The 25,767-nt window shown below is 64.1% G+C and carries 25 protein-coding genes and 1 riboswitch; of the genes, 13 read left to right on the top strand and 12 right to left on the bottom strand.

From position 1 onward, the window contains the following. Positions 1-19: 19 nt before the first annotated feature. Both AB4Z51_RS16600 and AB4Z51_RS16595 read right to left on the bottom strand, forming a co-directional pair. Positions 20-427 carry a GFA family protein gene (locus tag AB4Z51_RS16600; protein ID WP_085402715.1) on the bottom strand — a complete coding sequence of 136 codons (408 nt, stop codon included), beginning with the start codon at positions 425-427 and terminating at the stop codon, positions 20-22. Positions 428-565: 138 nt separating this feature from the next. Further along, the gene (locus AB4Z51_RS16595; protein ID WP_244623169.1) at positions 566-2,914 is read right to left on the bottom strand and encodes a TonB-dependent receptor; all 2,349 of its coding nucleotides are present in this window, start codon (positions 2,912-2,914) and stop codon (positions 566-568) included. A gap of 200 nt (positions 2,915-3,114) precedes the next feature. Then, a riboswitch (cobalamin riboswitch) is annotated at positions 3,115-3,322 on the bottom strand. Positions 3,323-3,553: 231 nt separating this feature from the next. Between AB4Z51_RS16595 and AB4Z51_RS16590 the strand changes: the two genes are divergently transcribed. The 4 genes from AB4Z51_RS16590 to AB4Z51_RS16575 all read left to right on the top strand — a co-directional run bounded on the left by AB4Z51_RS16590 (position 3,554) and on the right by AB4Z51_RS16575 (position 9,099). After that, complete coding sequence (locus AB4Z51_RS16590) at positions 3,554-3,919, top strand: hypothetical protein (protein WP_085402716.1); 366 nt, start codon at positions 3,554-3,556, stop codon at positions 3,917-3,919. A gap of 102 nt (positions 3,920-4,021) precedes the next feature. Then, complete coding sequence (locus tag AB4Z51_RS16585) at positions 4,022-4,414, top strand: FixH family protein (protein ID WP_085402717.1); 393 nt, start codon at positions 4,022-4,024, stop codon at positions 4,412-4,414. A gap of 84 nt (positions 4,415-4,498) precedes the next feature. Next, positions 4,499-5,932 carry an efflux RND transporter periplasmic adaptor subunit gene (locus tag AB4Z51_RS16580; protein ID WP_085402718.1) on the top strand — a complete coding sequence of 478 codons (1,434 nt, stop codon included), beginning with the start codon at positions 4,499-4,501 and terminating at the stop codon, positions 5,930-5,932. After that, positions 5,929-9,099 (top strand): efflux RND transporter permease subunit, encoded by a 3,171-nt coding sequence (locus AB4Z51_RS16575; protein ID WP_085402719.1) that lies wholly within the window; start codon positions 5,929-5,931, stop codon positions 9,097-9,099. Before AB4Z51_RS16580 ends, AB4Z51_RS16575 begins: the two co-directional genes overlap by 4 nt. 80 nt (positions 9,100-9,179) lie before the next feature. Here the strand turns inward: AB4Z51_RS16575 and arsC are convergent, their stop codons facing one another. From arsC to AB4Z51_RS16555, 4 genes are read right to left on the bottom strand one after another with little or no spacing between them, the layout of a single operon-like run. Further along, positions 9,180-9,599 (bottom strand): arsenate reductase (glutaredoxin), encoded by a 420-nt coding sequence (gene arsC / locus AB4Z51_RS16570; protein WP_071915639.1) that lies wholly within the window; start codon positions 9,597-9,599, stop codon positions 9,180-9,182. Then, positions 9,596-10,297, bottom strand: coding sequence for an aquaporin (locus AB4Z51_RS16565; RefSeq protein WP_085402720.1), 702 nt, complete (start codon positions 10,295-10,297; stop codon positions 9,596-9,598). Before AB4Z51_RS16565 ends, arsC begins: the two co-directional genes overlap by 4 nt. After that, entirely contained in the window at positions 10,297-10,824 is a 528-nt protein-coding gene (locus AB4Z51_RS16560) for an arsenate reductase ArsC (RefSeq protein WP_441497647.1), read from the bottom strand. Before AB4Z51_RS16560 ends, AB4Z51_RS16565 begins: the two co-directional genes overlap by 1 nt. Further along, positions 10,817-11,179 (bottom strand): ArsR/SmtB family transcription factor, encoded by a 363-nt coding sequence (locus AB4Z51_RS16555; protein ID WP_063984569.1) that lies wholly within the window; start codon positions 11,177-11,179, stop codon positions 10,817-10,819. The genes AB4Z51_RS16560 and AB4Z51_RS16555 overlap by 8 nt, the downstream gene beginning before the upstream one ends. A gap of 98 nt (positions 11,180-11,277) precedes the next feature. Between AB4Z51_RS16555 and AB4Z51_RS16550 the strand changes: the two genes are divergently transcribed. The 5 genes from AB4Z51_RS16550 to AB4Z51_RS16530 all read left to right on the top strand — a co-directional run bounded on the left by AB4Z51_RS16550 (position 11,278) and on the right by AB4Z51_RS16530 (position 15,254). Then, a complete protein-coding gene (locus AB4Z51_RS16550; protein WP_080586512.1) occupies positions 11,278-11,478 on the top strand; it encodes a GDCCVxC domain-containing (seleno)protein in 201 nt (66 codons plus the stop codon). Positions 11,479-11,568: 90 nt separating this feature from the next. Further along, positions 11,569-11,886 (top strand): ArsR/SmtB family transcription factor, encoded by a 318-nt coding sequence (locus tag AB4Z51_RS16545; RefSeq protein WP_085402786.1) that lies wholly within the window; start codon positions 11,569-11,571, stop codon positions 11,884-11,886. A 50-nt stretch (positions 11,887-11,936) separates the two neighbouring features. After that, positions 11,937-13,307 (top strand): NAD(P)-binding domain-containing protein, encoded by a 1,371-nt coding sequence (locus tag AB4Z51_RS16540; RefSeq protein WP_085402722.1) that lies wholly within the window; start codon positions 11,937-11,939, stop codon positions 13,305-13,307. Then, the gene (locus AB4Z51_RS16535) at positions 13,304-14,524 is read left to right on the top strand and encodes an MFS transporter (protein ID WP_441497653.1); all 1,221 of its coding nucleotides are present in this window, start codon (positions 13,304-13,306) and stop codon (positions 14,522-14,524) included. Before AB4Z51_RS16540 ends, AB4Z51_RS16535 begins: the two co-directional genes overlap by 4 nt. 28 nt (positions 14,525-14,552) lie before the next feature. Beyond that, positions 14,553-15,254, top strand: a complete 702-nt coding sequence (locus AB4Z51_RS16530) for an MFS transporter (RefSeq protein ID WP_441497646.1) — start codon at positions 14,553-14,555, stop codon at positions 15,252-15,254. Between the two features lie 478 nt (positions 15,255-15,732). On the opposite strand, the gene AB4Z51_RS16525 is transcribed toward AB4Z51_RS16530, so the two are convergent. Continuing rightward, positions 15,733-16,515, bottom strand: coding sequence for a sulfite exporter TauE/SafE family protein (locus AB4Z51_RS16525; protein ID WP_049831723.1), 783 nt, complete (start codon positions 16,513-16,515; stop codon positions 15,733-15,735). Positions 16,516-17,227: 712 nt separating this feature from the next. Between AB4Z51_RS16525 and AB4Z51_RS16520 the strand changes: the two genes are divergently transcribed. From AB4Z51_RS16520 to AB4Z51_RS16510, 3 genes are all read left to right on the top strand, one after another. Then, complete coding sequence (locus AB4Z51_RS16520) at positions 17,228-18,124, top strand: DUF1259 domain-containing protein (protein ID WP_085402723.1); 897 nt, start codon at positions 17,228-17,230, stop codon at positions 18,122-18,124. 27 nt (positions 18,125-18,151) lie between these two features. Then, the gene (locus tag AB4Z51_RS16515) at positions 18,152-18,748 is read left to right on the top strand and encodes a superoxide dismutase (protein WP_085402724.1); all 597 of its coding nucleotides are present in this window, start codon (positions 18,152-18,154) and stop codon (positions 18,746-18,748) included. A gap of 129 nt (positions 18,749-18,877) precedes the next feature. Continuing rightward, positions 18,878-19,624 carry a sulfite exporter TauE/SafE family protein gene (locus tag AB4Z51_RS16510; protein ID WP_085402725.1) on the top strand — a complete coding sequence of 249 codons (747 nt, stop codon included), beginning with the start codon at positions 18,878-18,880 and terminating at the stop codon, positions 19,622-19,624. Positions 19,625-19,697: 73 nt separating this feature from the next. Here the strand turns inward: AB4Z51_RS16510 and AB4Z51_RS16505 are convergent, their stop codons facing one another. Together AB4Z51_RS16505 and AB4Z51_RS16500 are read right to left on the bottom strand one after the other, a co-directional pair. Beyond that, positions 19,698-20,636, bottom strand: coding sequence for a transcriptional regulator GcvA (locus tag AB4Z51_RS16505; protein WP_085402726.1), 939 nt, complete (start codon positions 20,634-20,636; stop codon positions 19,698-19,700). Between the two features lie 207 nt (positions 20,637-20,843). Beyond that, the gene (locus AB4Z51_RS16500) at positions 20,844-21,056 is read right to left on the bottom strand and encodes a hypothetical protein (protein ID WP_161495875.1); all 213 of its coding nucleotides are present in this window, start codon (positions 21,054-21,056) and stop codon (positions 20,844-20,846) included. Here AB4Z51_RS16500 and AB4Z51_RS16495 point away from each other — a divergent pair. After that, on the top strand, positions 21,043-21,735 hold the full coding sequence (locus AB4Z51_RS16495) for a glutathione S-transferase family protein (protein ID WP_085402727.1): 693 nt from the start codon (positions 21,043-21,045) through the stop codon (positions 21,733-21,735). The genes AB4Z51_RS16500 and AB4Z51_RS16495 overlap by 14 nt on opposite strands. 347 nt (positions 21,736-22,082) lie before the next feature. Here AB4Z51_RS16495 and AB4Z51_RS16490 read toward each other — a convergent pair whose 3' ends face one another. From AB4Z51_RS16490 to AB4Z51_RS16480, 3 genes are read right to left on the bottom strand one after another with little or no spacing between them, the layout of a single operon-like run. Then, positions 22,083-22,667 (bottom strand): DUF1254 domain-containing protein, encoded by a 585-nt coding sequence (locus tag AB4Z51_RS16490; RefSeq protein ID WP_063984559.1) that lies wholly within the window; start codon positions 22,665-22,667, stop codon positions 22,083-22,085. Beyond that, positions 22,664-23,242, bottom strand: coding sequence for a DUF1214 domain-containing protein (locus AB4Z51_RS16485; RefSeq protein ID WP_028149914.1), 579 nt, complete (start codon positions 23,240-23,242; stop codon positions 22,664-22,666). The genes AB4Z51_RS16490 and AB4Z51_RS16485 overlap by 4 nt, the downstream gene beginning before the upstream one ends. A 9-nt stretch (positions 23,243-23,251) precedes the next feature. Then, positions 23,252-25,537: a transglycosylase domain-containing protein gene (locus AB4Z51_RS16480; protein ID WP_441497645.1), complete on the bottom strand. Its 2,286-nt coding sequence runs from the start codon at positions 25,535-25,537 to the stop codon at positions 23,252-23,254. Positions 25,538-25,767 lie beyond the last annotated feature (230 nt).

The raw sequence follows: 25,767 nt of genomic DNA, 5'->3' as shown, positions 1-25,767 counted from the left end.
GAACGCTTCGCGCGCGCCGCTACGGTGGCGGAGGATAGCGGTCGAATGTCGGCAGTTCGTGCGCGCGCTCCATCCATCGAAGGCGCTCTGCGACCTGGATGTGCATCGTCGCCGGTACGGCATCGGGATCGTCGTAGGTCGCGCTCTGGACGTCGATGACCCCGGGCAACATGTCGGCATTGACATAAAACAGGCCGGTTCCGCAGTCGCCGCAAAAGTGCCGCCGGGCATTTTCCGAGGAGTGATACACCTTGGGCTCGCCCTTGGTCACCTTGACGGCATCGTCCGCGTACATCGTCCAGCCGACGACGGGAGCGCCCGCGTGAAGCCTGCAATCGCGGCAGTGACACAGCGCGTGCACGATCGCTTCGCCCTCGACCTGATAGCGGATCGCGCCGCAGTGACAACCGCCGGTGATGGTGCTCATGCGTTCCTCCCGATGGAAGACAGGTCTCGTTGATCGATAGCTCTCGAGACCTGCGGCTTCAACGGCGCAATCGATTTGCGATTGCGTCCTACTGTCGCGTGACAACTCCTGCCACGGCGCGGGCGAGGTGATCCGCGACTACCACTTGAACGAAGCCGCGATCTCGTAGCTGCGCGGCGCGCCCAGGATGATCTGGTCGGTGTAACCCGGATCGCCCCAGGCCGCGTAGAGCTTGTTGGTCAGGTTCCTCACGCGAAAGCTGATCCGGGTCTGGTCGACGCCCGGGAAATAGGCTTTTGGAATATCGACGAACGCGTATGCGTCGAAGATCGTGTAGGCGTCCATCGTGACCAGATTGTCCTGGAAGTTGAAGCGGTCGCCGACGTGACGGACGAGGCCGCCGATCTCGACCGGCAGCTTCGTGTCGAAGCGATAGGAGGCGCCGGCGTTGGCGATGAAGTTGGGAACGTTGGGCGGCGTCTTGCCCGAATAGGACTGGAAGTCGCCATTGCCGTCGACATAGGTGAAGTCGATGAAGCGCGACTGCACGAAGGCGACGTTGCCCCATAGTTTCAGGCCCGCGACCGGATTGACCGCGGCGGCGATCTCGACGCCCTTGGAGGCCATCTTGCCGGCGACGTTGAAGAGGATGCCGCTTTCGGGGACGTAGACGTTCTTGCGCTCGATGTCGAAGGCCGAGAACGTGGCCTCCGCGCGCCTGTCGGCCGACAGCAGCTTCACGCCGGTCTCGTAGGTCCGCGACGTCGTGAGCAGCAGCGGCGTCGTGGGCCTGAGGATGAAGATGTTCGCCACCGTCGGGTCGGCTGCCGTCGCGTACTGGCTGTAAAGCATCACGCCGGGCGCGATGTCCCAGGTGTAGCCGATGCGTCCGGTGACCGGATTGAACGTCTTCGAGAAAGGATAGTTGGCTTTCAGGAGGCCATTCTCGTCGAAGCGGGTCCGCGACAGCTCGATATTCTCAAAACGGATGCCGCCGATCAGCGCAAAGGTCGAGGTCAGCTTGAGCCGGTCCTCGAACGACAGCGAGGCGGTGTCGAGATGGGTGTAGATCTTCTCGTCGCTGCGCGGGCCGTAGAGGCCGCGGTCCGGATTGAGGAGGTCGACGTAGTCATTGAAGAACAGCGTGTCCTGCGAGACGTTGAACTGGTTGCTGCTCGCCGCCACGGTGGCGACGAAGCGATTGTCCATTCCGCCGAGATTGGAATTGACGGTGAGGTCGGTGATGTTGCCGTAGAGCCGCTGCGCGTGATCGAGCGCCAGGCGCTCGCGGTAGATGCTCTGCGCGCCTGCGAAATTGCCTACGGTCTGGTCAAACGACGAGATCTCGTTGTTGAACCAGTGCCGGTGGGCGTCATAGCCATAGACCAGGCTCTTCAGCGAGATGTTGTTGGTGATGTCCCATTGAAAGCCGCTGCGCAGCCAGAGCTCGTTGGCGCCGCTGTGATTGTCGAGCACGTTGTAGTTCGTGGTCAGCGTGCGCGCGTCGATGGTGACCGGGACCGGCGTGCCGCCGCCGAGGTAATAGTTGCTCCAGAGGCCGGAGACGACGCCATACGTCGGCACGATGCCCGGCGCGTTCGCCGGCACCAGCGGCGTCCCCCAGTAGAAGCGGTCGTTGTCCTGCCTGTATTCGGTCGCGCCCCAGATCCTCAGGTTCTCGTTGACGCGATAGTTCAGCTGGCCCGAGACGTTGCTGAGCTTCGAATAGGTGTCGTCGATAAAGCCCTTGTTGTTGAAATGGCTGATGTCGAAGCGGTAGTCGAGGCCGTTGATCAGCGTGCTGCCGCCCGATCCGTAACCGGCGCGATAGCCGTTGAAGGAATCGTAGGAAGTGAAGGCGTCGTTGACGATTGGTCCGGTGTGCGGCGCCTTGTTCACGTAGTTGATGGCGCCGCCGGTCGCACCGAGGCCCGCCACCAGCGAGTCCGGTCCCTTGATGATCTCGACCTGCTGGAGACCAGCCACGTCCATGGGACGGCCGGTCATGGTCGACGGCCCGATCGGGATTCCGTTGTAGAGCGTGGAGATCTGGTCGCCGGAAAAGCCACGCATCGAGAAGATGGCGGGCGCGCCGGGCGCATCGCCGCCGGTGACGCCGACTGCAGCCTTGGCGACGTCGGTCGTGGTCCGGATGCCCAGGTTCTGCATCGTCTGTTGACCGATGACCTCGACGGTCGCCGGCATCTCGCGCGCCGTGATGCCGAGCCGGGAGCCGACGTCGGTGACGGCTGCCGTATTGAGCGGCGTCTGTACCGGCCCGCTCGGAGCTTGCGCGGCCGGAACGGCGACAGCAGGGGCGCCACGATTGCGTCCCGCGGCGCGCCGGGCCGCGCGCTGCTTCTGAGTGCCGGGGCTGACGGCAGGAGCCTGTCGCGGCGCAGGCGGCGACACGATCACCGGGCCGACCTCCCGGGAGCGGTTGTCCTGCGCCGCGCTTTGCGCGAGCGCCGCGGACGACAAGGACACCGACGAGAGCAGAGTAATCAGGAAAGCACGCGATAACGCTGGCCTTGCGCCAGCACGGAAATGAAGATTTTGCACGACAACGCTCTGCGGCGACGCAAACAAACCGTCACCGCGGTTGCCTTAGTCATCCACCTTCGCCCCAGGCGGCGGATGCACCGGCTACTTGTCCGACATCAGGGCACCCCGCCCAATGCGTTCGCGCGTGACCATGGCTGGTAGCAGGTTTCCTGGCTCGCGGGTCATCGCCTTCGACCACCTTCCCAGAGGCCCAAGCGGGGCTCCAGTGGTTCGTTTGGTCGTCGGCTATCCGCCTACAGTTGCGGGGGCAGCCGCGGAATTGCCCACTGAGGTGGACGCACCGCATTCCCTTGAAGAGTCCTTGCGGACACTACCGATCACGAAACTGGCATCAGGGGATGAGCGCGTCAACATCCGCGCGGGCTGCTGGACGGGCCGGTCGGTCGATGGTGGCCTTGTGTTGCTGTTTTGCACGATAGTCCGAAGGACCGCGTCGAAACGTCCAACCCGGCCTCCGGACGAGCCTGGGTAACGAACGCTTGACCACGATCAATAACTGCCTTTGGTGTCCGAGTATGCTACTGAGGCCGAGTTCCGGCCCGACAAGGTAAGTCGATATTGATGCAGTTCGTCCGTACCATCCTGGCAGTCGCCATCGCCATATCCTTGGCGATGCTGCCGGTTGGCGCGTCCGCGGCGAACCTCGCAATGTCGTCGGATGGCATGCAGACGGCCATGCACATGAGCGGCGACGCCGACATGTCGATGGACGATTGTTGTCCCGACATGAAGGGAACGGGCTCCCATAGCGGCGGCTACAAGTGCGGGATGGGCTTCTGCTGCGTCGGTGGGATCATCGCGCTCGGTGATGTCAGGCCCGTGGCGTTCGAACGTCTCGCCGTCATGGCCAGCACGATGGCTATTCCCCCGGATCAGGTCGTTTCCTTCCGCGGCGGCAGTCCTCCTTTCCGACCTCCTCGAATCTGATCTCGCAAAGCCCGAGACGCGAGCGGCGTGCCTGCTCGCGACGACGACTGACGTGCGCGCTTCACGCGCCACGGCGAAAGATCAATTCATGAGGACAGGACAATGCTTTCCAAAATCAGCACCGCGGCTCTCGCCGCCACCCTTTCGCTTGCCGCTTCCGCCGCGATGGCGGGCGCGGGCGACTACGCCTTCGAGCCCGTCACTCCGCAGATGAAGAAGGGCGAAGACGTCACGCTCGCCGTTCGCCTGACGAACAAGCAGACCGGCAAGCCGATACCGGACGCAGTCATCTTCAAAAGCCGCCTCGACATGGCCCCGGACGGGATGGCCGAGATGGAATCGGCGGTCGCGCCGCTGCCGTCCAGGGAGCCGGGTGTGTACGCCTTCAAGACGGACCTGCCGATGGCTGGACGCTACCAGATGACGCTGTCCGTGAAGGTGCAGGGCGAACCGGAGACCGTCACCGGCAAGGTGATCGTCACGGCGGTCAAGTGAGCGTTCGGGCGCTGCCCGGCGGCGCCCGACATTCCCCTTTTTCCTTCACACGGACGCGCGCTCCCGGGCGCGCGGATACACCATATGAAAACGCTGCGTCTCCTGACGGCTCTTGCGCTGGGCGGTGGCCTGGTCCTGGCCGGCTACTACTGGCATTCGAACGGTGCGGGCTGGCTCGCTGAGGCCGACATATCATCGGCTGCGGCTGGCGCGGAGCGAACGCCGCTTTACTACCGCGATCCAAGCGGTGCGCCGCTCTGGTCTGCGGGTCAGAAGAAGGACGACCGCGGGCGGGACTATGTGCCGGTCTACGACGACGATGGAGCGGCCGTCGCGCCGGCGCTACCGAAGGCGCAAGCGGCTTCGCCGCGAAAAATCCTCTACTACCGCAATCCGATGGGGCTGCCCGACACGTCGCCCGTCCCAAAGAAGGATCCGATGGGGATGGACTATGTCGCCGTTTACGAAGGCGACGACACCGACGACGGCACGGTGAAGCTGTCGCCCGGCAAGATCCAGCGCGCGGGCGTGAAGTCCGAGCCCGTCGCGCGGCGCCCGATCCGGGTCTCGGTGAAGGCGCCCGGCACGATCCAGCTCGATGAACGCCGCGTGTCGGTGATCGCGATGCGCGCCGAGAGCTTCGTGCAGAAGGTCGCCGACGTGACGACCGGCACGCGCGTGAAGGCCGGCCAGCCGCTGATGGAAATCTACAGTTCGGCGGTGGCGTCCGCGGCGGCGGAATATCTCGCGACGATCACCTCCAGGACGGTCGGCGGTGTCGAGATGTACGGCCGCGGCTCGCGGCAGCGGCTGGTCAATCTCGACGTTCCCGAGTCCGTCATCGCGGAGATGGACAAGACGCACACCGCGCCCGTGGCCATACGCTGGTCTGCGTCGCGCGACGGGGTCGTGCTCGAACGCAACGCGATCGAAGGCATGCGGGCCAATCCCGGCGACGTCCTGTTCCGGATCGCGGACACCTCGGTGGTCTGGGCGCTGGTCGACGTGGCCGAGCGCGATCTCGGCAACATCGCGGTGGGGCAGTCAGTCGCGGTGCGCGCGCGCAGTTTCCCCGGCCGAACCTTCACCGGGACAATCGCCGTCGTCTATCCGCAGGTGAACCGCGACACGCGAACCGTTCGCATCAGGATCGAGCTTGCCAATCCGGACGCGGTGCTGCTGCCCGACATGTACGTCGATGCCGATATCGACACGGCCGATGCCGCGCCCGTCCTGGCGATACAGGACAGCGCGGTGCTCGACACCGGCAGCCGGCAGGCCGTCCTCGTCGACAAGGGGGAAGGGCGTTTCGAACCGCGGGAAGTCAAGCTCGGCCGTCGCGGCGGCGGCTATGTCGAGGTGCGCCATGGTCTCGCGGACGGCGAGGCGGTGGTGACCTCCGCCAACTTCCTGATCGATGCGGAAAGCAACCTGAAGGCGGCGCTGAAGGGGTTTGGCGAGGCGGCATCCCAGGCCACCGACGCCGGCCCTGGCAATGCAACGGGAGATCACAAATGATCGCCCGCATCATCGCCTGGTCGGCGCGCAATCTGCTGCTCGTGCTGTTCGGGACCGGCTTCGCGGCCGCCGCCGGCCTCTATGCCCTGGTTCACCTTCCGCTGGATGCGATCCCGGATCTCTCGGATACGCAGGTCATCGTCTACACCGAGTATCCCGGCCAGGCGCCGCAGGTGATCGAGGATCAGGTCACCTATCCGCTGACGACGGCGATGCTCACGGTGCCGAAATCGAAGGTCGTACGCGGCTTCTCGTTCTTCGGCGTTTCCTTCGTCTACGTGATCTTCGAGGACGGCACCGACATCTATTGGGCGAGGTCGCGCGTCATGGAATTCCTGAACGGCGCGGCGTCCAGGCTTCCCGCCGGCGTCACCCCGACCATCGGACCCGACGCGACCGGCGTCGGCTGGGTCTACCAATACGCCGTGGTATCGAAGGAATTGAACCTGGCGGACACGCGCACGATCCAGGACTGGAATCTGAAATTCGCGCTGGCCAAGGCCGAAGGCGTCGCCGAGGTCGCCAGYGTCGGCGGCTTCGTCAAGCAGTACAACGTGGTCCTCGACCCGCAGCGGATGCGCGACCGCGGCATCAGCATGCAGAAAATACGTGAGGCGATCCGCGCCAGCAACGCCGACGTCGGCGGCCGCACCGTCGAGCTCTCCGAGTTCGAATACGTCATCCGCGGCAAGGGCTACATCAAGAGCATCAACGATCTCGGCAACATCGTGCTGAAGACGAGCAACGGCACGCCGGTGTTGTTGCGGGACGTCGCCAGCGTCGAGCTCGGGCCCGACGAGCGGCGCGGCATCGCCGAATTGAATGGCGAGGGCGAGGTTGCGAGCGGCATCGTGCTGCAGCGGTTCGGCGTCAATGCCCTCGACGTCATCGAAAACGTCAAGAAGCGCTTCAGGGAGATCGCGAGCAGCCTGCCGAAATCGGTCGAGATCGTGCCGGTCTACGACCGGTCGAACCTGATCTACGCGGCCATCGATACCCTCAAGCATACCCTGTTCGAGGAGAGCATCGTCGTCGGGCTCGTCTGCATCGTGTTCCTTCTGCATGTCCGCAGCGCACTCGTCGCGATCCTGATGTTGCCGGTCGGCGTGTTGATGGCGTTTGGCGCCATGAAGCTGCTCGGGCTGGGGTCGAACATCATGAGCCTCGGCGGTATCGCGATTGCGATCGGCGCCATGGTGGACGCCGCCATCGTCATGATCGAGAACGCACACAAGCACCTGGAACGGGCGAGGCCCGATCAGTCGCGCGTGCAGGTTCTGATCGACGCGGCATCCGAAGTCGGCCCCGCGCTCTTCTTCAGCCTGTTGATCATCACCGTGTCGTTCATGCCGATCTTCACGCTGGAATCGCAGGAGGGCCGATTGTTCAGCCCGCTGGCGTTCACGAAGACCTTCTCGATGGCCGCCGCGGCGTTGCTGTCCGTCACCCTGGTGCCGGCGCTGATGGTGATCTTCGTCCGCGGCAGGATCGTCCCCGAGAGCAGGAACGTCATCAATCGCGTCCTGATCTGGATCTACCGTCCCGTGATCAAGGGGGTTCTGCGCGCCAAGACGCTGGTCATCCTGGCTTCGCTCGTCGTGCTTGCGGTGACGATCTGGCCGGCGCGCCAGCTTGGCACCGAGTTCATGCCGGCGCTGAACGAGGGAACGCTGCTCTACATGCCAACGACGCTGCCCGGCATTTCGGTCACCAAGGCGGCCGAGCTGATGCAGATGCAGGACCGCATCATCAAGTCGTTTCCGGAGGTCGCTTCGGTCTACGGCAAGGCGGGACGAGCCGCTACTGCGACCGATCCCGCTCCGACCGAGATGTTTGAGACGATCGTCAACCTGAAGCCGAAGGAGCAGTGGCGTTCCGGCGTAACCGTCGACAGTCTCATCGCCGAGATGGACAAGGCGTTGCAGTTTCCGGGTGTCTCCAATGCCTGGACCATGCCGATCAAGGCACGTATCGACATGCTCTCGACCGGAATCCGCACGCCGGTCGGCGTCAAGGTCATGGGCAATGACCTCGCCGAGATCGACCAACTCGCGAAGCAGATCGAACGCGTCATCAAGACCGTACCCGGCACCTCGTCGGCCTACGCCGAGCGCGGCATCGGCGGCTATTATCTCGAGATCGTTCCCGACCGTGAGGCGCTCGCCCGTTACGGCATCCTGATCCAGGACGTCCAGGACACCATCGCGGCCGCGCTCGGCGGTCAGACGGTCACGACGACCGTGGAGGGACGGCAGCGGTTCACCGTGAACATGCGCTATCCGCGCGACCTTCGCGACAACCCCAAGGCCATCGCCAGCGACATCCTGGTGCCGATGCCGTCGGGCGGCGCCGTGCCGCTCGGCGAGGTGGCGAAGGTCGAGCCCGCGCGCGGGCCGACGTCGATCCGGACGGAGAACGGCCAGCTTGCGACCTACATTTACGTCGACATCCGGGATCGCGACATCGGAAGCTACGTCGCTGACGCGCAACGCGCCGTGACGGAGAGCATCCGGTTTCCCGCCGGCACCTACGTCGTGTGGAGCGGCCAGTACGAATATCTGCAGCGCGCCGCCGCCCGTCTGAAGATCGTCGTGCCCGTGACGCTCACGATCATCTTCCTGCTGCTGTACCTGAACTTCCGGGCGATGACCGAGACCCTGATCGTGATGCTGTCACTGCCGTTCGCGCTGGTCGGCGGCATCTGGATGATGTGGTGGCTCGGCTTCAACCTGTCCGTCGCCGTCGCGGTCGGCTTCATCGCGCTCGCAGGCGTCGCCGCCGAGACGGGTGTCGTCATGCTGATCTACCTTGACCATGCGCTGGCCGAGGTGAAAGCCAGGTGCAGCGCCGAAGGGAGGCCACTGACGCGCCGGGATCTCCACGACGCCATCATGGTGGGCGCGGTCGAGCGCGTGCGGCCCAAGATGATGACGGTGGTTGCCATCATGGCCGGTCTGCTGCCGATCATGTGGAGCACCGGGGCCGGATCGGAGATCATGCAGCGCATTGCGGTGCCGATGATCGGCGGCATGACGTCATCGACACTGCTGACGCTGGTCGTGATCCCCGCAATTTTCGGCTTGGTGAAGGGACGGGGGCTTCCATCGGGCGAGCGATCGGCTCCTGCCGACGAATGGACCGTGCGCGCGTCGCAAGCCGCCGAATAGGCGGGCCAGCGGAGATCGTCTTTCATGGCGACCGCCGCTCCGGCGTGAAAAAAACCGCGGCGGATTTCGACTGAGGAGCGTTAGGGGCGGTGAGTTGCCTGGCGCGCTTCGACCACCTCGCCATCTTCCTTCGTGAACCGGCCGACCGGATTGTCGAGGAGATCGACGACGGCTTCGGAAGGGCGGCACAAGCGCGTGCCCTTCGAGGTCACGACGATCGGGCGGTTGATGAGAATGGGATGCGCGAGCATCTGGTCGATCAACTGGTCGTCGGTCCATTTGGGGTCGGCGAGGCCGAGTTCCTTGTACGGCGTGCCCTTCTCGCGCAGCAATGCGCGAACCGGAATGCCCATCGCTGCAATCAGCTGCTTGAGCGTCTCGCGCGATGGCGGGGTCTTGAGATATTCGATGACAGTGGGCTCCGCGCCGCTCTGCCGGATCATCGCCAGCGTGTTGCGCGAGGTGCCGCAATCGGGGTTGTGGTAGATCGTAACGTTCATCGGGTCGTCTCCGCAATTGGGACAGGGCCGCGCGACTTCGACTGTCCGAGCAGCCAGTTCATCAACAGCATGCCGGCGAATGCTCCGCAGAGCTCCGCAAGGATGAATCCGGGCAGGTCGGTCGGACGAATGCCCGAGAACGTGTTCGTCAGCGACCGCGCGATGGCCACCGCCGGATTTGCAAACGACGTGGAGGCCGTGAACCAATAGGCTGCCGTGATGTAGAGGCCCACCAGCCAGGGAACCGCGGTCCGCTGAAATCGGATGCCGGCCAGGATCGTCGCGACCAGACCGAAGGCGGCGACCGCTTCGGCGAACCATTGCGGCCCGCCCGTTCGAACCTTCGTCGAGAGATCGAGCAGGGGAAGTCCGAACATCAGATGCGCGGCCATCGTTCCCGCGATGCCGCCGGCGATCTGCGCGACCGCGTAGAGCACGGCTTCGTTGACCGGAAGCTCGCGCTTGCCGGCGAAGACGAGGGTCACCGCGGGATTGAAATGCGCGCCGGAGATCGGACCGAGCACGGTGATCAGGACAACCAGAATGGCTCCGGTCGGCAGGGTATTGCACAGAAGCGCCAGCGCCACGTCCTTGGTCAGCGTCTCGGCCATGATGCCGGAGCCGACGACGGTGGCGACGAGAATGCCGGTGCCGAGCGCTTCGGCTGCGAGGCGCCGTGGAAGATCGAAATTGTCCATCAGCCGGCCTTCGGCGTTGAATGTGTTGCGCCCTGGGAGCGTCCGATCTCGCGCAGCTTGGTGCCGAGGGAGAGCTTGTCGATGCTCCTGAGCGGCAGGCTCACAAAGGTGTCGATCCGATTCTTGAGGTAGCGGAATGCGGTGACGAACGCTGCCTGTTTCTCCAGATCGGTACCTTCGGCTGCGGCGGGGTCCTCGATACCCCAATGTGCGGTCATCGGCTGTCCCGGCCAGATGGGGCAGGATTCACCGGCCGCATCGTCACAAACGGTGAAGACGAAATCCATCACCGGCTCATCGGAAGCGGCGAACTCCAGCCAGCTCTTCGAGCGCATTCCGTCGGCGGGGTAGTCCATGCTTTCCAGCGTGCGCAGCGCGAGCGGGTGGACCGTCCCTTTCGGGGTGCTGCCGGCGGAGAAGGACTGAAAGCGGGCGGCTCCGTCCTTGCGAAGGATCGACTCGGCGAGGACCGAGCGCGCCGAATTGCCGGTGCACAGGAACAAAACATTGTACATCTGGTCAGGCACGGCTTCGCTCCTTTCGCTTTGGCGAGCAGCAGGCTTGAAGGCTCTCGACGACCGGTTCGCAAACCTCGGGCCGGCCGCCGCAGCAATCCCGAAGCAGGAAAACCGCGACGTCCCTGAACTCCGCAAGGTTGGCGCGATAGACGATCGAACGGCTGTGTCGCTCGGAGGTGACGAGGCGGGCACGCGTCAGGATCGAGAGATGAGCCGAAAGCGTATTCGGGGGGACTTCCAGCAGACGTGCGAGGTCGCCGGCCGCAAGGCCATCGGGCTCGTGTCGGACCAGCGTCCGGAAGGCCTCCAGACGGGTCGATTGTGACAGGGCAGCGAGCGCGAGGACTGCTTCTTCAGTTTCCATATATCCAGATTTATAGAAATGATGATAAAGCGTCAATTGAATTTCCGAACTGGGCGCGTTTAGAATGCATCCTGTCTTGCGATCGAGGAAAGCCGGCAATGCAAACCCAATCGGTCATTACGTGTCCGGTCTGTCATCACGCGTCAGCCGAAACCATGCCGACCGACGCCTGTCAGTTCTTCTACGATTGCAAGGGATGCGGGACCCGGCTCAAGCCGACGAGCGGCGATTGCTGCGTCTTCTGTTCGTACGGATCGGTCCCTTGTCCGCCGATCCAGCAGAACGGAAAGTGCTGCTGAAGCCGCCCCGCCGGGGGGCGGTCTCTCCCATATTTCCAATATTCTAGAAATATGGTTGACGGCGAGGGCGGATCGGCGCATCTTATGGTCATGAAGATCGACGACGCAGCAGCACGCTTGGAAGCCCTGGGTAACCGGACACGGCTTCAGATCTATCGGGCCCTGGTCCGCGCTGGCCGATCGGGCATGCCCGTCGGCCGCTTGCAGGACAAGCTGAAGATCCCGGCATCGACGCTATCTCATCACATCAAGTCTCTGGTTGCGGTCGGGCTGATTAGTCAGGTCCGCGAATCCACGACCCTGGTCTGCCACGCGAACTACGACGGGATGCGGGGCCTGGTGGATTTCCTGGTGTCGGAGTGCTGTGCGGACGAAACCGAATGCAAGGATGCCAAGACGGCGGCCTGATTTTTTTGTGCCGAATTATTCGATGATTCTAGAACAATCGGAGTAGCGAAATGAGCGGCGGAAAGACAGTTGCCATTATCGGGGCAGGACCGGTCGGCCTGGCTGCGGCCGCGCACGTGCTCGAGCGCGGCATGTCTCCCATTGTGCTCGAGGCCGGACCCGAAGCCGGACACGCCGTCCGCCAGTGGCAGCAGGTCCAGCTCTTCTCGCCGTGGGAGTACAATGTCGACAAGGCCGCCGCGCGCTTGCTTGCACCGACGGGATGGAATTCGCCGGACCCGCAATCCTATCCGACCGGCGGCGAACTGCTCGATCGATACCTGACGCCGCTTGCGACGCGAACGTCGCTGCGCGATGTGATCCGGACCTCCAGCCGCGTCTCGGCCATCAGCCGCGTCGGCTTCGACAAGGCGAAGACCAGGGGGCGCGAGCAGGCGCCTTTTGAAATCCGCTACCAGAACGGCAGGGGGCCCGAGGTTCTGCGTGCAGATGCCGTGATCGATACCTCAGGCACATGGTTCTCCCCCAATCCGGCCGGCCGCAATGGCTTGCCGGCGATCGGCGAGCCCGAATACGGCGACCGTGTCGCCTATGGCATGCCGGATGTCCGGGGTGTCGCTCGTTCCAGATATGCTGGCAAGACCGTTGCTGTCTTGGGCGCGGGCCACTCCGCGGTTGGTACTCTCATTGATCTCGTGTATCTCGCCGGCGAAGTGCCGGGTACGCAGCCTGTCTGGCTGTTGCGCGGCGCCGATCCCGCGAAGGCTTTTGGCGGCGGCCGTAACGATAAACTCGCGGCACGCGGCGAACTCGGCAGTGCCTTCGCCGCACTTGTGGCCTCCGGGAAGATCAAGGTCGAAACCGAATTCGGCGTCACGCACCTCTCGGACTCCGAAGGTCGCCTCAAGATCGCGGCAGGGTCCTGTTGCGGTGGGCGAAGCGTGGTCGTGGACGAACTGATCGTGTCGACGGGTTTCCGTCCAGACTTCTCCTTTCTGTCTGAACTGCGTCTGCGGCTCGATCCCGCCATCGAGGCACCGGTCGCTCTGGCGCCGCTGATCGATCCCAACGAGCATAGCTGCGGGACGGTGCGTCCACACGGCGCGCGCGAGCTCGCGCATGATGAAGCGGGCTTCTTCATGGCTGGCATGAAGTCCTACGGCCGCGCTCCGACCTTCCTGATGATGACGGGTTATGAGCAGGTTCGCTCGATTGCGGCCGATCTCGCTGGCGACAAGGAGGCGGCGGCGAGGGTGGAGCTTGTGCTGCCGGAGACCGGCGTCTGCACACGTGGCGGTGTCGAGGCCGCCGGGACCGCATCGGGATGTTGCGGCGGGCCGGCGAAGGAGGATTTGTCCGCCTGCTGTTCTGCCGACGAAACAGCCAAGAAGGCCGGCGGTTCGGGGTGTGGTTGTTCATGAAGCGAGTTCTCGCGGGCCAAGCCCGAGGCCCGCTCGGCGTCGTCGCCGCGCTCGGCACCGCGCAAACGGTTGCATGGGCGTCGAGCTATTATCTCCCGGCCATCCTGGCTGCGCCGATTGCGCGCGATCTCGGTCTCGCGCCGACTTACGTGTTCGGCGCGCTGTCGGGAGCGCTCGTCATCTCTGGCCTGCTCGGCCCGCGCGTGGGGCATGCCATCGATACGTTTGGCGGGCGCAGCCTGCTCGCAATCTCGAACCTCGTGTTTGTGGCAGGCTTGCTCCTGCTGTCCGTGGCCCATGGCATGGCGGTGCTGATTGCGGCCTGGGCGCTGCTGGGGATCGGCATGGGGATGGGCCTCTATGAGGCGGCCTTTGCGACGCTTGCGCGCATCTACGGTACCAATGCACGACGAACCATCACCGGCATCACGCTGATCGCCGGTTTCGCCAGCACGCTCGGCTGGCCCCTCACGACCTGGCTCGCGTCGGAGTACGGCTGGCGCGTCGCCTGTCAGATATGGGCGGCGATCCATATCGCTGTTGCGTTGCCGCTCAATCTCTCGCTGCCGCGCGCCGTCCCATTGGACCAGCAGGCTCGACCGGGGCCGGGTGCAATCCAGCAATCCGGACGCCAGAGCGAGACCTTCGCGATGGTGCTGCTGGCTTACATGTTCGCGGCAGCTAGCTTCGTCAGTTCGGGCATCTCGGCCATTCTGCCGACCATGCTGGTTGCGTTCGGCGCGACACCGGCTCAGGCCCTGCTCGCGGGCGCGCTGGTCGGGCCTGCACAAGTCGGCGCGCGTCTGCTGGAAGCAGGATGGCTCGCCCGGTTTCACCCGCTGCTGTCGGCGAGGCTGGCCATGCTGATGAATCCGATCGGCGTCGTTGCGCTGGTGATGGGCGGACCCTTGCTCGCGTCGACCTTCACGGTGCTGTACGGAGCGGGCAACGGCATCATCACCATTGCCCGTGGGACGCTTCCATTGGCGCTGTTTGGGCCGGCCGGATTCGGCAAGCGGGTCGGCATGATCTCGCTGCCTTCTAGACTGACGGGTGCCGCCGCGCCGCTCGCATTGGGGCTGATGGTGGAGCACTTCGGCAGCAGTGCGCTGTGGATCAGCGCGCTCGTCTCGGTCTCGRCCTTCTTCGCTCTCTTGCTGCTTCGTACGGAGCGGGCAAACTCAGCGCCGCTTCAGGTGGGAGAACAAAATTCGTAAGCTCGGCGGCCGGTCTCTGATTGCGGTGATGTGCATAGGGCAGGTCGGCAACCTGTTGCCGCATGTGACGTTGTCCGCAAATCTGGCGCAGCACCTGATGCCTGAGTGGGGACTGTCGGCGGCCGAAGGCGGCTTGATGGCAAGCGGTTATGCATTCGGCTACATGCTCGCGGTGCCCGTGCTGACGACGTTGACCGACCGGATCGACGCGCGGATTGTCCTGCTCTGGGGCTCGATCGTCAGCGGGCTCGCGACCGCAGCGTTCGGAATCTTCGCGCAAGGGTTCTGGTCGGCGACCGCGATCTGGTCCCTTGCAGGACTTGGTTTTGCCGGCGCCTACATGCCGGGATTGAAGGCGCTGACGGACCGGCTTCCCGCCGGCGACACCTCGCGCGCCGTTACTCTCTATACGTCGAGCTTCTCCGTCGGCGTCGGCCTCTCGTTCCTGGTCGCGCAACTGATCGCCGACCGCTGGGGTTGGCGGATCGCCTTCCTCGTCACTGGCTTCGGCCCCGTCGCCATGGTCATCGCGTGCCTTCTGATGCGGGAGCAGCGGCCCGCGCCGAAGGCGGGGCGTCTGCTCAACTTCGCGCCGTCTTCGCCAACCGCGAGGCGCTCGGTTACATCCTCGGCTACGGCGCGCACTGCTTCGAGCTTTACGGCATCCGCACCTGGCTGGTCGGGTTCTGGACGTTCGTCGTTGCGCACCAGGGCGCGCCGTCTTGGTTGAGTCCCGTCGTGCTGAGCTTCTGCTTCGCGGTGATCTCGATGCCCGCAAGCATCCTCGGCAACGAGGCCGCGCTGAAATTCGGCCGCCATCGGGCGATCACGGTCGTCATGATCGCATCGGCCTGTGTCGCACTTATCATCGGGCTCAGCGCGACGGCGCCGGCATGGGTGCTCGCACTGCTGCTGCTCGCCTATGGCCTGACCGTGCCCGCCGATTCAGGTGCGTTGACTGCCGGCATGTCTGCCGCTGCGATTTCCGAACATCGCGGCGCGACCCTGGCCTTGCATTCGACGGTCGGCTTCGGTCTGTCGGCGGTCGGAGCCTGGGGAACCGGCGCCGCGCTCGACGCCGCCGGCGGCCCACAGAGCGCGACCGGCCTGGCTGCTGGCGTTCGTCGTTCTTGCGGCCGGCATTGCGCTCGGTCCGTTCGCGCTGCTCTGGGCGCGGATGGATCGAACGCATCACGGCTGAGCCAGCTCTACTCGTGCCGCCATATCTCCACGGCTGAGATGACCAGGATCGCAGCCAATCCCGGCAAAAGAATCGAATTCGGGACAACGCCGAGCAGCAAGCCGCCGATGAATGTACCGACGATCGATCCGATCGCCATTGCAAGCATGAACTGCCAGTTGGCGCGGAGCACTGAAAAATTCTGATCGCGGCTATAGCGCGCGAAGCCCACCAGCATCGTCGGAAGGCTTACCGCGAGTGAGAGGCTGCCTGCCAGCTTGACGTCCGCGCCGAACAGCAGGATCAGGGTGGGGATCAGGAACTCTCCACCGGCAACGCCGAGCAACGACGCCACGATGCCAATCACGAAGCCTGCCGCTACGCCCGCGATAATCAGGTACATGCCAGTCAGCGCCGGGGCGGGTGCTGCCGCAGTGCTGTGTGCGAACAGAAGCACACCTGCGATCAGCAGCAACAAGACGGCTATGACCTTGTAGAGCGTTTCGGACTTGAGGCGCGTCGCCCAGGATGCTCCGGCATAGGCGCCAACAAGGCTGCCCGCCAGCAGATTCAGGATGACCGGCCAATGCGCATATATTTCGGCAAAGGGAACGGCGCGGGCACGAAATGGCAGCGCGCTGGCCACCACGATCAGGCTCGTCGCCTTGTTGAGGACCACGGCTTCAAGACCGCGAAACCTGAACAAGCTGATGAGTAGCGGCAGACGAAATTCGGCGCCCCCGAGGCCGATGAGGCCGCCCAAGGTACCGATGATTGCGCCCGAGCCGAACGCGGCGGAATTGTTTCGCATGGTCACGACGGAAAAAATGCGCTGGTGCGCGAAACTAGACTTGCCCGTAATCCGTCGTGGCGGGGAGCTTCACACCTGCTTACGGCAGGGCGTGGGGCTGAAGAACAGGCTAGTCTAGAATCTTGGGCGTTGCAAACTTACGTCCAATCGGCTTCGAGCGGCAGGAGACGATGACGATCCTTCGATCATGGCTCGCTTTGCTCCGACATGAAAAAAACCGCGACGGATTGCTCCGCGCGGGTGTTACGAACTTTAGATGCTGCCGGTATGCCGGTCTTTTGCTCGACGTGCCAAAGGTTCCAAACCGTCGGCGCAATCCTCGTGACGTGCCTCCGATGACTTCTGCATTCCCCGACTTAAGCAGGTTGACAGTTCGGCCATCCGGGTTTTAATTCGCCGCTACGGGGATGTGCGATCTCCCCGTGAGGCGACATGCCCAAGTATCGCGTCCTTAATCACCAAGGGCGCAGCATGTCAGCATCATACATCCCCATTTCTTCCGGCAGATTATCTAGACTGATCGGCACGGCGAATACGCCGGCGCTTATCGATGCGCGCATTGACGGGGACGTCTCAGCCGACCCCCGCCTGATACCCGGCGCCGGGCGACGCTCGCGCGACGTCCAGGATTGGGCCTCCCGCTTGATGGACCGATGCGATCGATCTCGGGGCGTGATTAGCCGCAGCTGCTTCAAGACCTAGGAGCACATCAATGAGAAACACACTCTTCGCGTTCATCGGTCTCGGCGCCTGCCTCCTTGGCTCGGTCTCGACGGCTCAAGCGCAGAACATCGACTGGCAGAAGGTTGACGAGACGCTGGGCCGCAAGCCCGCCGTTTCGGACGACGTCCACCGCTACGGCTTTCCCCGCAGCGATCTCTCCGTGACGCTGGACGGGGTGACGATCAAGCCGGCGCTGGCGCTCGGCGGCTGGGTTGCGTTCAAGCCTGGGCACGGCGGCGCCATGGTCATGGGCGACCTCGTGCTGCTCGAAACCGAGATCAATCCTGTGATGGCGAAGATGATCGCGAACGGCCTCGAGATCACGGCCATCCACAATCATCTGCTGCGCGCGAGTCCGGCGACGTTCTACATGCATGTTGCCGGGCACGGGGACCCGGTCAAGCTCGCCGCTGCGATCCACGATGCACTCGCCGAAAGCAAGACTCCATTGACCGTCGCAGCGCCGGCGAGCCCGCCGCCGGCCGTGGACCTCGACACCGCGAAGCTCGACCAGATTATCGGCAGCAAGGGACAGGCCAACGGAGGCGTCTACCAATTCAACGTGAAGCGACGTGATCCGATCACGCAAGACGGCATGCCATTGACCCCCGTCGCTCCAATGGGCGTTGCGATCGGTATCAACTTCCAGCCGACCGAGGGCGGGAAGGCGGCCATCACGGGCGACTTCGTACTGACGGGCAACGAGGTCAACCCTGTCATTCTGGCGCTGCGCGCGCACGGCATCGAGGTGACCGCGCTGCATAGCCACATGCTGGATGAGCAGCCGCGGCTTTTCTTCATGCACTTCTGGGCGAACGACGATGCTGTGAAGCTCGCCGAAGGCTTGCGCGCGGCCTTGGACAAGACTGCCAGCACGAAGAGTTGAGCCAAAGATCGAGGGAGGAGACGCCCGATGCGTTACGAACCCAAGCCGATGCCGTTCGATCCAAAGTCGATCAGCGGCATCTCCGAAAAGGTGCTCGTCAGCCACTACGAGAACAACTACGGCGGAGCCGTGAAGCGGCTCAACGCGATTGGCGCTCAGCTCGCAGAGCTCGATTTCGCCAAGGCGCCGAACTTTCTCATCAACGGCCTGAAGCGCGAGGAGTTGATCGCAACGAACTCGATGATCCTGCACGAGATCTACTTCGACGGTCTTGGTGGATCCGAGAGGCCGAGCGGCGCTCTCGCCGATGCGATTGCGCGCGACTTTGGCAGCATCGAGCGCTGGCGTACGGAATTCGCAGCCATGGGCAAGGCCGAAGGCGGCGGCTCGGGGTGGGTGATCCTTGCCTATTCACCCCGTGACGGGTGGCTCATCAATCAATGGGCCGCAGATCATACCACAACGCTCGCCGGCGGTCGGCCGGTGCTGGTGCTCGACATGTATGAGCACGCCTATCACATGGATTTCGGCGCTGCCGCCGCCCGCTATGTCGACGTCTACATGGAGGCCATTCGCTGGGAGAACGCCGCCAAATTGTACGATCGATACGCCGGGGAATCCTGAAAGAGGCGGGAGGGGGATAGGACGCCGAGGTATTGCCAAACGAGCGATCGACTGCGGGGACCCGCGACCTCCCCATCAGATGGATATCCATCCAAGTGCTCGCCTGCATTGTTCTTGGGGAGACGAGCTATGGAAGGACCTGTCTTCGCTCTCTTCGCTCTTGCCGCGCTCGCTGGCGGCTTCGTCAGCGGCTTTTCCGGATTCGCCATGGGCCTCGTGGTGTCGGGCGTATGGCTGCACATCATCACGCCGATGCAGACCGCTACCTTGATCGCGGGCTACGGCTTGCTCACGCAGGGCTACGGCATCTTCAAGCTGCGACGTCTCCTCGACCTTCGGAAGGCTTGGCCGCTCGCGCTCGGAACTGTCATCGGCATCCCGATCGGCGTCAGCATTCTCGCTTACCTGAACCCCAGCTACCTCCGATTTGGTGTGGGGGTCCTGCTGGTGCTCTACGCAATCTACGGCCTGACGAAGCCCGTATTCGCTCCGGTAAAGATCGGAGTCGGGGCCGATATCGCCATTGGCGTCTCCAACGGCTTGCTTGGCGGCCTGACAGGGCTCGGCGGCGTCATCTCGACGATTTCCTGCCAATGGCGTGGCTGGCCCAAGGACGTGCAGCGCGCGGTATTTCAGCCGGTGTTGTTCGTGGCGTTCGTTGTCATCTCGAGCTCTCAGGCCGTAGCCGGTACCATTACCAGGGAGACGCTGGTGCTCTATGCGCTCGGCGTTCCCTTCATGGTCGCCGGCCTTTGGTCCGGTTTCAAATTGTTCGGCAAGATCAACGATGAGAACTTCCGCAGGACCGTGCTGGCGCTTCTGCTGCTCGCGGGATTGTCGCTGATCGCATCGGTGCTGTCGTTCGGACTGCGTTGATATCAGCCGAATCCCCGGCGGCTTACCACCTCGGACTATTCTCCGCGGACGAGAAAATCGCCGGAAAGAGGCCTTATCGCCGCCTCGCTGCCTTTGGTGTTCCGGTGACGGATTTAAGCAGGCGCAGGTCGCTCGACGCCTCCGCGAGCAGCCAGTCACGAAATGTCGCAATCTTCGGAAGTGACGCGGTCGCCTTGGGGCAGACGATCCAATAGCTCTTCGACAATGGCACCGACTCCGGGAAGGGCAGCGCCAGCCGTCCATTGATCAGGTCCCAGGCGCCTAATGTCGTGCGGGCCAGGGCGATGCCCTGGCCGTTGATTGCGGCATCGATGACCATGCTGGCGCGATTGAGCACCGGACCATGCGTGACATCGGCGTCGTCAATGCCGACGCCACGTAGCCAATCTGCCCAGTCGGATCTGCTGTCGAGGTGGATCAGGGGAAATCTCAGGATATCCGCGACCCCGCCGATGCGGCGGCGTCCCGACAGCAGCTTGGGACTGCATACGGCGAAGAGCCGTTCCGTGCAGAGCCTTGTGGCATCGAGGCCCGGCCAGTTTCCATCGCCATGGCGGACCGCAAGATCGACCTCCTCACGCGCAAAATCGACGTGATGCATCGTTGCCGAGACGCGGAGATCGATTCCCGAATGCGCTTCCGCGAAATGGCCGAGGCGATGCACCAGCCATTTGGCGGCAAAATCCGGGGACGTGCTGACCGTGAGCACGCCTGCGTTCTGTCGCTGCAACAGCCGCTCCGTTCCGGTGGCAATTCGATCCAGCGCATCGCGTATCACCGCGAGATAGTCGCGGCCCGCTTCCGTGATGATCAGGCGCTGGCGCTCGCGGCTGAACAGCTTGATGGCGAGCTCCGTTTCCAACGCCTTGACCTGATGGCTCACCGCACCTTGCGTGACGCACAGCTCTTCGGCGGCCCGCGTGAAGCTCTCGTGGCGGGCTGCGGCTTCGAAGGCCTTTAGTGCGTTCAGCGGTGGCAAACGCGGGCGCATGACGCACCTTCCTGAGGGACTTCATGAGAAAAATTGGGGCTGGCCCGAGAAACGATGCTTTGCGGACTTTGCCCTGCCGGCCCTATGCAGGCGGCCACGACACGAAACCATGGGATTTGGAGGCAATAAATGTCAATACCTATTGCCGATCGCGGTTTTCCGGCGCGAGTTCGACGCAGCGCGACGGCTGCGGATCATAAGCAAAATTCATGGCAGGCGTTGATCGGCGGATGGCTTGCCCGCATCGAGCGGGTAAATCAGCGCGACGATCTTCGCGCGATTGCCGACAATCCCCATCTCCTTGCCGATCTCGGGCTCACTCGGGAAGAGGCCTTGGAGCAAGCGAACAAGCCGTTCTGGCGCTGATCGAGCCCGATCGACGGCAAGCGAACCGGGAGGAGAAAAGATGTCCGAGACCATCGTTTACGGCTTTCCCCGCAGCACGTTCGTCAACATCGTGCGGCTCGTCCTCACCCACAAGGACGTGGCCTACCGCTTCGAGGACCTCGAGCCCGTGATGGGCAGGAGCGAGCATCTCGCGCTCCATCCGTTCAACCGCGTTCCGATCTTCCGGCACGGCGACTTCACCGTCTACGAGACGCGCGCCATCGTCGGCTACATCGACGAGGTGTTCGCGGGAGCACGGCTGACGCCGCAGAACCCGCACGCGCGGGCTCGCATGAATCAATGGATCGGTGTCGTCGATTCCTACGTCTATCCCTACATGATCTACCATGTGACCCACGAGCGGCTGGTGTTTCCCGAGCTCGGGATTGCATCCGACGAGAAGGTGGTGGCGCACGCACTGCCGAAGGTCGAGAACGCACTCGTGGCCATCGAGCGCGAGCTCGCCGATGGTCGGGACTACCTCCTCGGTCCAGAACTCTCGATCGCGGATTTCTACCTGTTGCCAAGCACCTTTGCGTTCAGCCTGACGGAGGAAGGCAAGGCCATGTACCCGAAATATCCGGCGTTCTGTCTATGGCGGGAGCGCATGGAGAGCCTGCCGACGACGCAGAAGCTGCGCGCGATCCTGCCGCCGCGCGCGCCCATTGCGCATGCCCGCGAGTGGGCGCACTCGCACCGCCCGAGATATTGAGCTAGGTGGACTGACACTGGGGGCAGGGACTTTCCGCCAGGTACCCGACGCAGTGGATTGCGTTTTCGAGCGGCGGGGGACGACGGTGATCCTTAGATCACGGCAACCTGTGCTACGACATGAAAAAAACGCGGCGGATTGCTCCGCCGCGGGTGTTACGAACTTTCGATGTTGCCATCATGCCAGTGTTTTGCCCGACGTGTCAAAGGCGGCCAAAATGGTCTCGCCGCTGAGGTCGCGCTGCTGCTGATCGGTCGTTCAGATTAGCTAACAGTTTCAACGCCCCCGCTACTGTGCATGGGGTTGTTTTTCAGTTCTTGTTTTGAGGGCGCCGAAATGGCCGCGTTTCAGCGCCGCCCGCGCGGCGCTTCCGCCTTGGCCGGCGCTTCTGTCTGCGGCGCGCAGGTCGCAGCCTGAAGCGAGTTTTGCGCCTGCTGCATCAGGCCGGGCTCGGCGGCGAGCGCCTTCATCACGATCAGGCCGGTGGTAGCAGGGGAATCGATGATCAGGCGGTCGGCCGCGGTGATCTCTTCGTCCTCGGGCAGCTCGTTATGCTGCGGCTCGGTCATGAGGTCGAGCTCGATCACCTTCTTGCCGGCGGAGCGGTCGTTGATGGCGTAATAGGCGATCTCGTTGCGGGTGTAGAACGACACCGAGGTGTAGGCCTGGCTCACCGGCACCGTAAGCTTGAGCGGCCCGCCGGTGAGATCATAGCGGCAGATCGCGATCGCGAAGGCCGGGTCCATGAACGGCATCGGCGAATTGTTGGGATCGGCGAGGGGAAGCTGCGTCACGGCGTTGAGCTTCGTCATCGGCGTCAGCCGCGAATAGGCGTCCTGTGTCGCGATCCGCGGCAGCGCCAGCACGCTGACGAGATGGACCACGAGGCCCAGCACCACGCCCGCGACGATGGTGAACATCAGGCGGATCATGAGCAGCCCACCGTCTTGATCGTGGGCATCGGCGCATCGCGCTGGGTGCGCGTCGCAACGCCGACAGGGGTGTCGTAGAGGCGCAGCATCAGCGCGTAACGCTCGATGCCGCCGGTCGGCAGCCAGTTGCCGGCGCGCGAGCGCGAGGCGATGCGGATCTCGAACGTCCCGTCGGACTGCCGCACGATCTCCTGGCTGGTGAAGCCATAGCGCTGCAGCGAATTGGCGACGAGGTGGCCCTTGCGGTCGTACAGCGTCAGCGTCCAGAACCGCGCCGGCGGCGTCACGCCGGAGACGACGACGTCGCAGCGGCCGTCGAGCGCCTTCTTCTTCTCGTCGGCGGTCGCCGTGAAGGCGACGCCGTCACCGGTGCCGATCGGCAGCTCGCCATTGCGCACGATGGTGGCGCGCGAATAGGGATCGACGTCGGCGGTGCCGGTGCGCGGGCGGGCGGTCCAGGGGCCGATGGTCAGCGCGCCGATCTCGGTGCCGCGCGTCGTCGTCATCCAGGTCGCGCCGACGCCGACCACGCTCGCGAGCAGAAGGGCCGTCAATGTGATCAGGATCAGCCGCACGGGTTTCGATCAGTTCTTGCGCGGGACGGATGCATTCGCATTCTCTTCCGCATAGTTCTGCGGGAAGGCGAGCGCGCTCGTCGACGAGGCCGGCTTGGCCAGCTTGTCGTCGTCGGCAGCCGCCTTGGTCGCGGTCCTGGCGGCGTCATCGAGCAGCTTCTCGACGCGCACCAGCACGTCGGCGCCGCGCTTGGTCAGCACGGGCGGCGGGCCGGGCTTGGTCTCCAGCACCTTCGGTGCCGCATTGGCCTGCGCTGCCATCGGCTGCGGCGGCAGCTTCTGGCCCATGCCGATGCCGGGGATTTCCCGGACCTCGACGCCCTGATGCGCGGTGACCATGATGTCGTGCCAGGTCTGCGCCGGCAGCGAGCCGCCGGTCATGCGGTTGGTCGGCGAATAGTCGTCATTGCCGTACCACACCGCGCAGGTGAAATTGCCGGTGTATCCGACGAACCAGGCGTCGCGATACGCATTGGTCGTGCCGGTCTTGCCGGCGGTCGGAATGCCGTCGAGCGCGGCGCGGCGCGCGGTGCCTTCGCTGACGACGTGGCTCATCATGCCGGCCATGTCGGCRGCAACGGAGGCCGSGATCGCCTGTCGCGGCTTCGGACCGTCGCGGTCCCAGCGCCAGACCGGATCACCGGCACCGGTGCGCACTTCCAGCACCGAATGCGGCGTCACCGCCTTGCCGCGGTTGGGGAAGGTGGCGTAGGCGACGGCGTGCTCGATCACGGTGACTTCGTCCGAGCCGATCGGCAGCGACGGCGTGTCGGGCAGCGGTGCCTTGAGGCCGAAGCGGCGGGCGACCTCGACGATCTTGGCGCGGCCGAGCTTGGCCGGGTTCGGCGCCTTCGGCTGTTCCTTCTGGCCGATGGCAATGGACAGCTTGACGGGCACGACGTTRATCGAGCGCGTGATCGCCTGCGTCAGCGTCACCGAGCCGGAATAGGAATGGCCATAGTTCTGCGGACACCAATTGCCGATGCAGACCGGACCGTCGACCACGATCGAGTTCGGCGTGAAGCCGTTGAGGAGCGCGGTGGTGTAGACGTAAGGCTTGAACGACGAGCCTGGCTGGCGATAGGCGTCGGTGGCGCGGTTGAACTGGCTCGCGCCGTAGTCGCGGCCGCCGACCATGGCGCGGATGCCGCCGTCGAGGTCGGAGACGACGGTCGCGGCCTGGGTCGCGTGATAATCGCGGCCAAACTGGCGCAGCTGGTTCTCGATGGCGTCTTCCGCGGCCTTCTGCACGTTGGTGTCGATCGCGAGGCGCACCACGAAGACGCGCTCGGTGTACGACTTCGGGAAGGTGTCGACCAGCTTGCGCATCTCGTCGAAGGCGTAGTCGAGATAGTAGTTCGGCGAGGCCTCGTCGCGGCGATCGACCGCGAAGGCCGGGTTGCGGCGGGCGCCGAACACCTGGCCCTCGGTCATGAAGCCGGCATCGACGAGATTGTCGAGCACGACGTTGGCGCGGGCACGCGCCGCGGGCAGGTTGATGTGGGGTGCGTATTTGGTCGGCGCCTTGAACAGGCCGGCGAGCATCGCGGCTTCTGCCAGCGTCACGTCGCGCGCGGATTTGTTGAAGTAGAAGTGGGCTGCGCCGTCGACGCCGAAGGTGCCGCCGCCCATATAGGCGCGGTCGAGATAGAGCTTGAGAATCTCGTTCTTGGTCAGGCGCCATTCCAGCCAGACCGCGAGGAAGGCCTCGTTGACCTTGCGCTCGATGGTGCGCTCGTTGCTCAAGAACAGGTTCTTGGCGAGCTGCTGGGTGATCGAGGAGCCGCCCTGGCGGACGCCGCCGGCCTGGGCGTTGGTGACGAGCGCGCGCGCGGTGCCGGCGATGTCGATGCCGAAATGCTCGTAGAAGCGGCGGTCTTCGGTGGCGAGCGTCGCCTTGATCAGCACGTCCGGAAAGTCTTCCAGCGGGATCGAGTCGTTGTGCTTGATGCCGCGGCTGCCGATCGGGTTGCCGTAGCGATCGAGGAACGACACCGCGAGGTCGGACTTCTTCAGCCAGTCCTCGTCCGCGGTCTCGCGGAAGGCGGGGATGGCCAGGGTGAGCATCACCACCAGGCCGCCGAGGCCCAGTGTCGCGGCCTCCGACAGCGGCTCGATGAACACCCAGCGCTTCCACCGCCCGACATAGAAGCGGTCCATGAAGGTCGAGTAGCGCTCGTAGAGCTCGCGGATGCCCTTGGCGGAGGAGAACAGCGAGGAATCGATGCGCGCGTCGAGGTCCAGAAAGAAATTCCGGATGCGGCTCTTCCAGTTGGATGGTGTGTTCTGGACCACCTAGAACCCTTGAGGCTCGGTTCGACAGCGTTCAGGCACCCGGCCGGGCGGCACCGAGACGTCTTGAGGGAATGTTACGGCAAACCCAAGGCGCCGGTTTCGCGTCCGAGGGGACTTGCTGTTCCTTCTAGCCGAGCAGGGCCCATAAACCAATGGTCAGGCTCGCGATTTTGAACAACAGGCCTAATTGACCCCGGTTCATTACGGGCCTCAATTGGGCGTTGCTTGCA

The sequence above is a fragment of the Bradyrhizobium sp. 2TAF36 genome, assembly GCF_052114925.1.
Taxonomy (GTDB): Bacteria; Pseudomonadota; Alphaproteobacteria; order Rhizobiales; family Xanthobacteraceae; genus Bradyrhizobium; species Bradyrhizobium barranii.
Note: the sequence above shows the minus strand (reverse complement) of the source record. Positions and strands in the feature narration are given on the sequence as shown.

Bases quoted from the DNA above. Each gene is read 5' to 3' on its own strand.
- AB4Z51_RS16600 (WP_085402715.1), bottom strand. From the start codon at position 427: ATGAGCACCATCACCGGCGGTTGTCACTGCGGCGCGATCCGCTATCAG.
- AB4Z51_RS16520 (WP_085402723.1), top strand. From the start codon at position 17,228: ATGAGAAACACACTCTTCGCGTTCATCGGTCTCGGCGCCTGCCTCCTT.
- AB4Z51_RS16530 (WP_441497646.1), top strand. From the start codon at position 14,553: ATGTGCATAGGGCAGGTCGGCAACCTGTTGCCGCATGTGACGTTGTCC.
- AB4Z51_RS16505 (WP_085402726.1), bottom strand. From the start codon at position 20,636: ATGCGCCCGCGTTTGCCACCGCTGAACGCACTAAAGGCCTTCGAAGCC.
- AB4Z51_RS16580 (WP_085402718.1), top strand. From the start codon at position 4,499: ATGAAAACGCTGCGTCTCCTGACGGCTCTTGCGCTGGGCGGTGGCCTG.
- AB4Z51_RS16545 (WP_085402786.1), top strand. From the start codon at position 11,569: ATGAAGATCGACGACGCAGCAGCACGCTTGGAAGCCCTGGGTAACCGG.
- AB4Z51_RS16540 (WP_085402722.1), top strand. From the start codon at position 11,937: ATGAGCGGCGGAAAGACAGTTGCCATTATCGGGGCAGGACCGGTCGGC.
- AB4Z51_RS16555 (WP_063984569.1), bottom strand. From the start codon at position 11,179: ATGGAAACTGAAGAAGCAGTCCTCGCGCTCGCTGCCCTGTCACAATCG.
- AB4Z51_RS16510 (WP_085402725.1), top strand. From the start codon at position 18,878: ATGGAAGGACCTGTCTTCGCTCTCTTCGCTCTTGCCGCGCTCGCTGGC.
- arsC (WP_071915639.1), bottom strand. From the start codon at position 9,599: ATGAACGTTACGATCTACCACAACCCCGATTGCGGCACCTCGCGCAAC.
- AB4Z51_RS16495 (WP_085402727.1), top strand. From the start codon at position 21,043: ATGTCCGAGACCATCGTTTACGGCTTTCCCCGCAGCACGTTCGTCAAC.
- AB4Z51_RS16590 (WP_085402716.1), top strand. From the start codon at position 3,554: ATGCAGTTCGTCCGTACCATCCTGGCAGTCGCCATCGCCATATCCTTG.
- AB4Z51_RS16585 (WP_085402717.1), top strand. From the start codon at position 4,022: ATGCTTTCCAAAATCAGCACCGCGGCTCTCGCCGCCACCCTTTCGCTT.
- AB4Z51_RS16525 (WP_049831723.1), bottom strand. From the start codon at position 16,515: ATGCGAAACAATTCCGCCGCGTTCGGCTCGGGCGCAATCATCGGTACC.
- AB4Z51_RS16500 (WP_161495875.1), bottom strand. From the start codon at position 21,056: ATGGTCTCGGACATCTTTTCTCCTCCCGGTTCGCTTGCCGTCGATCGG.
- AB4Z51_RS16550 (WP_080586512.1), top strand. From the start codon at position 11,278: ATGCAAACCCAATCGGTCATTACGTGTCCGGTCTGTCATCACGCGTCA.
- AB4Z51_RS16490 (WP_063984559.1), bottom strand. From the start codon at position 22,667: ATGATCCGCCTGATGTTCACCATCGTCGCGGGCGTGGTGCTGGGCCTC.
- AB4Z51_RS16565 (WP_085402720.1), bottom strand. From the start codon at position 10,297: ATGGACAATTTCGATCTTCCACGGCGCCTCGCAGCCGAAGCGCTCGGC.
- AB4Z51_RS16515 (WP_085402724.1), top strand. From the start codon at position 18,152: ATGCGTTACGAACCCAAGCCGATGCCGTTCGATCCAAAGTCGATCAGC.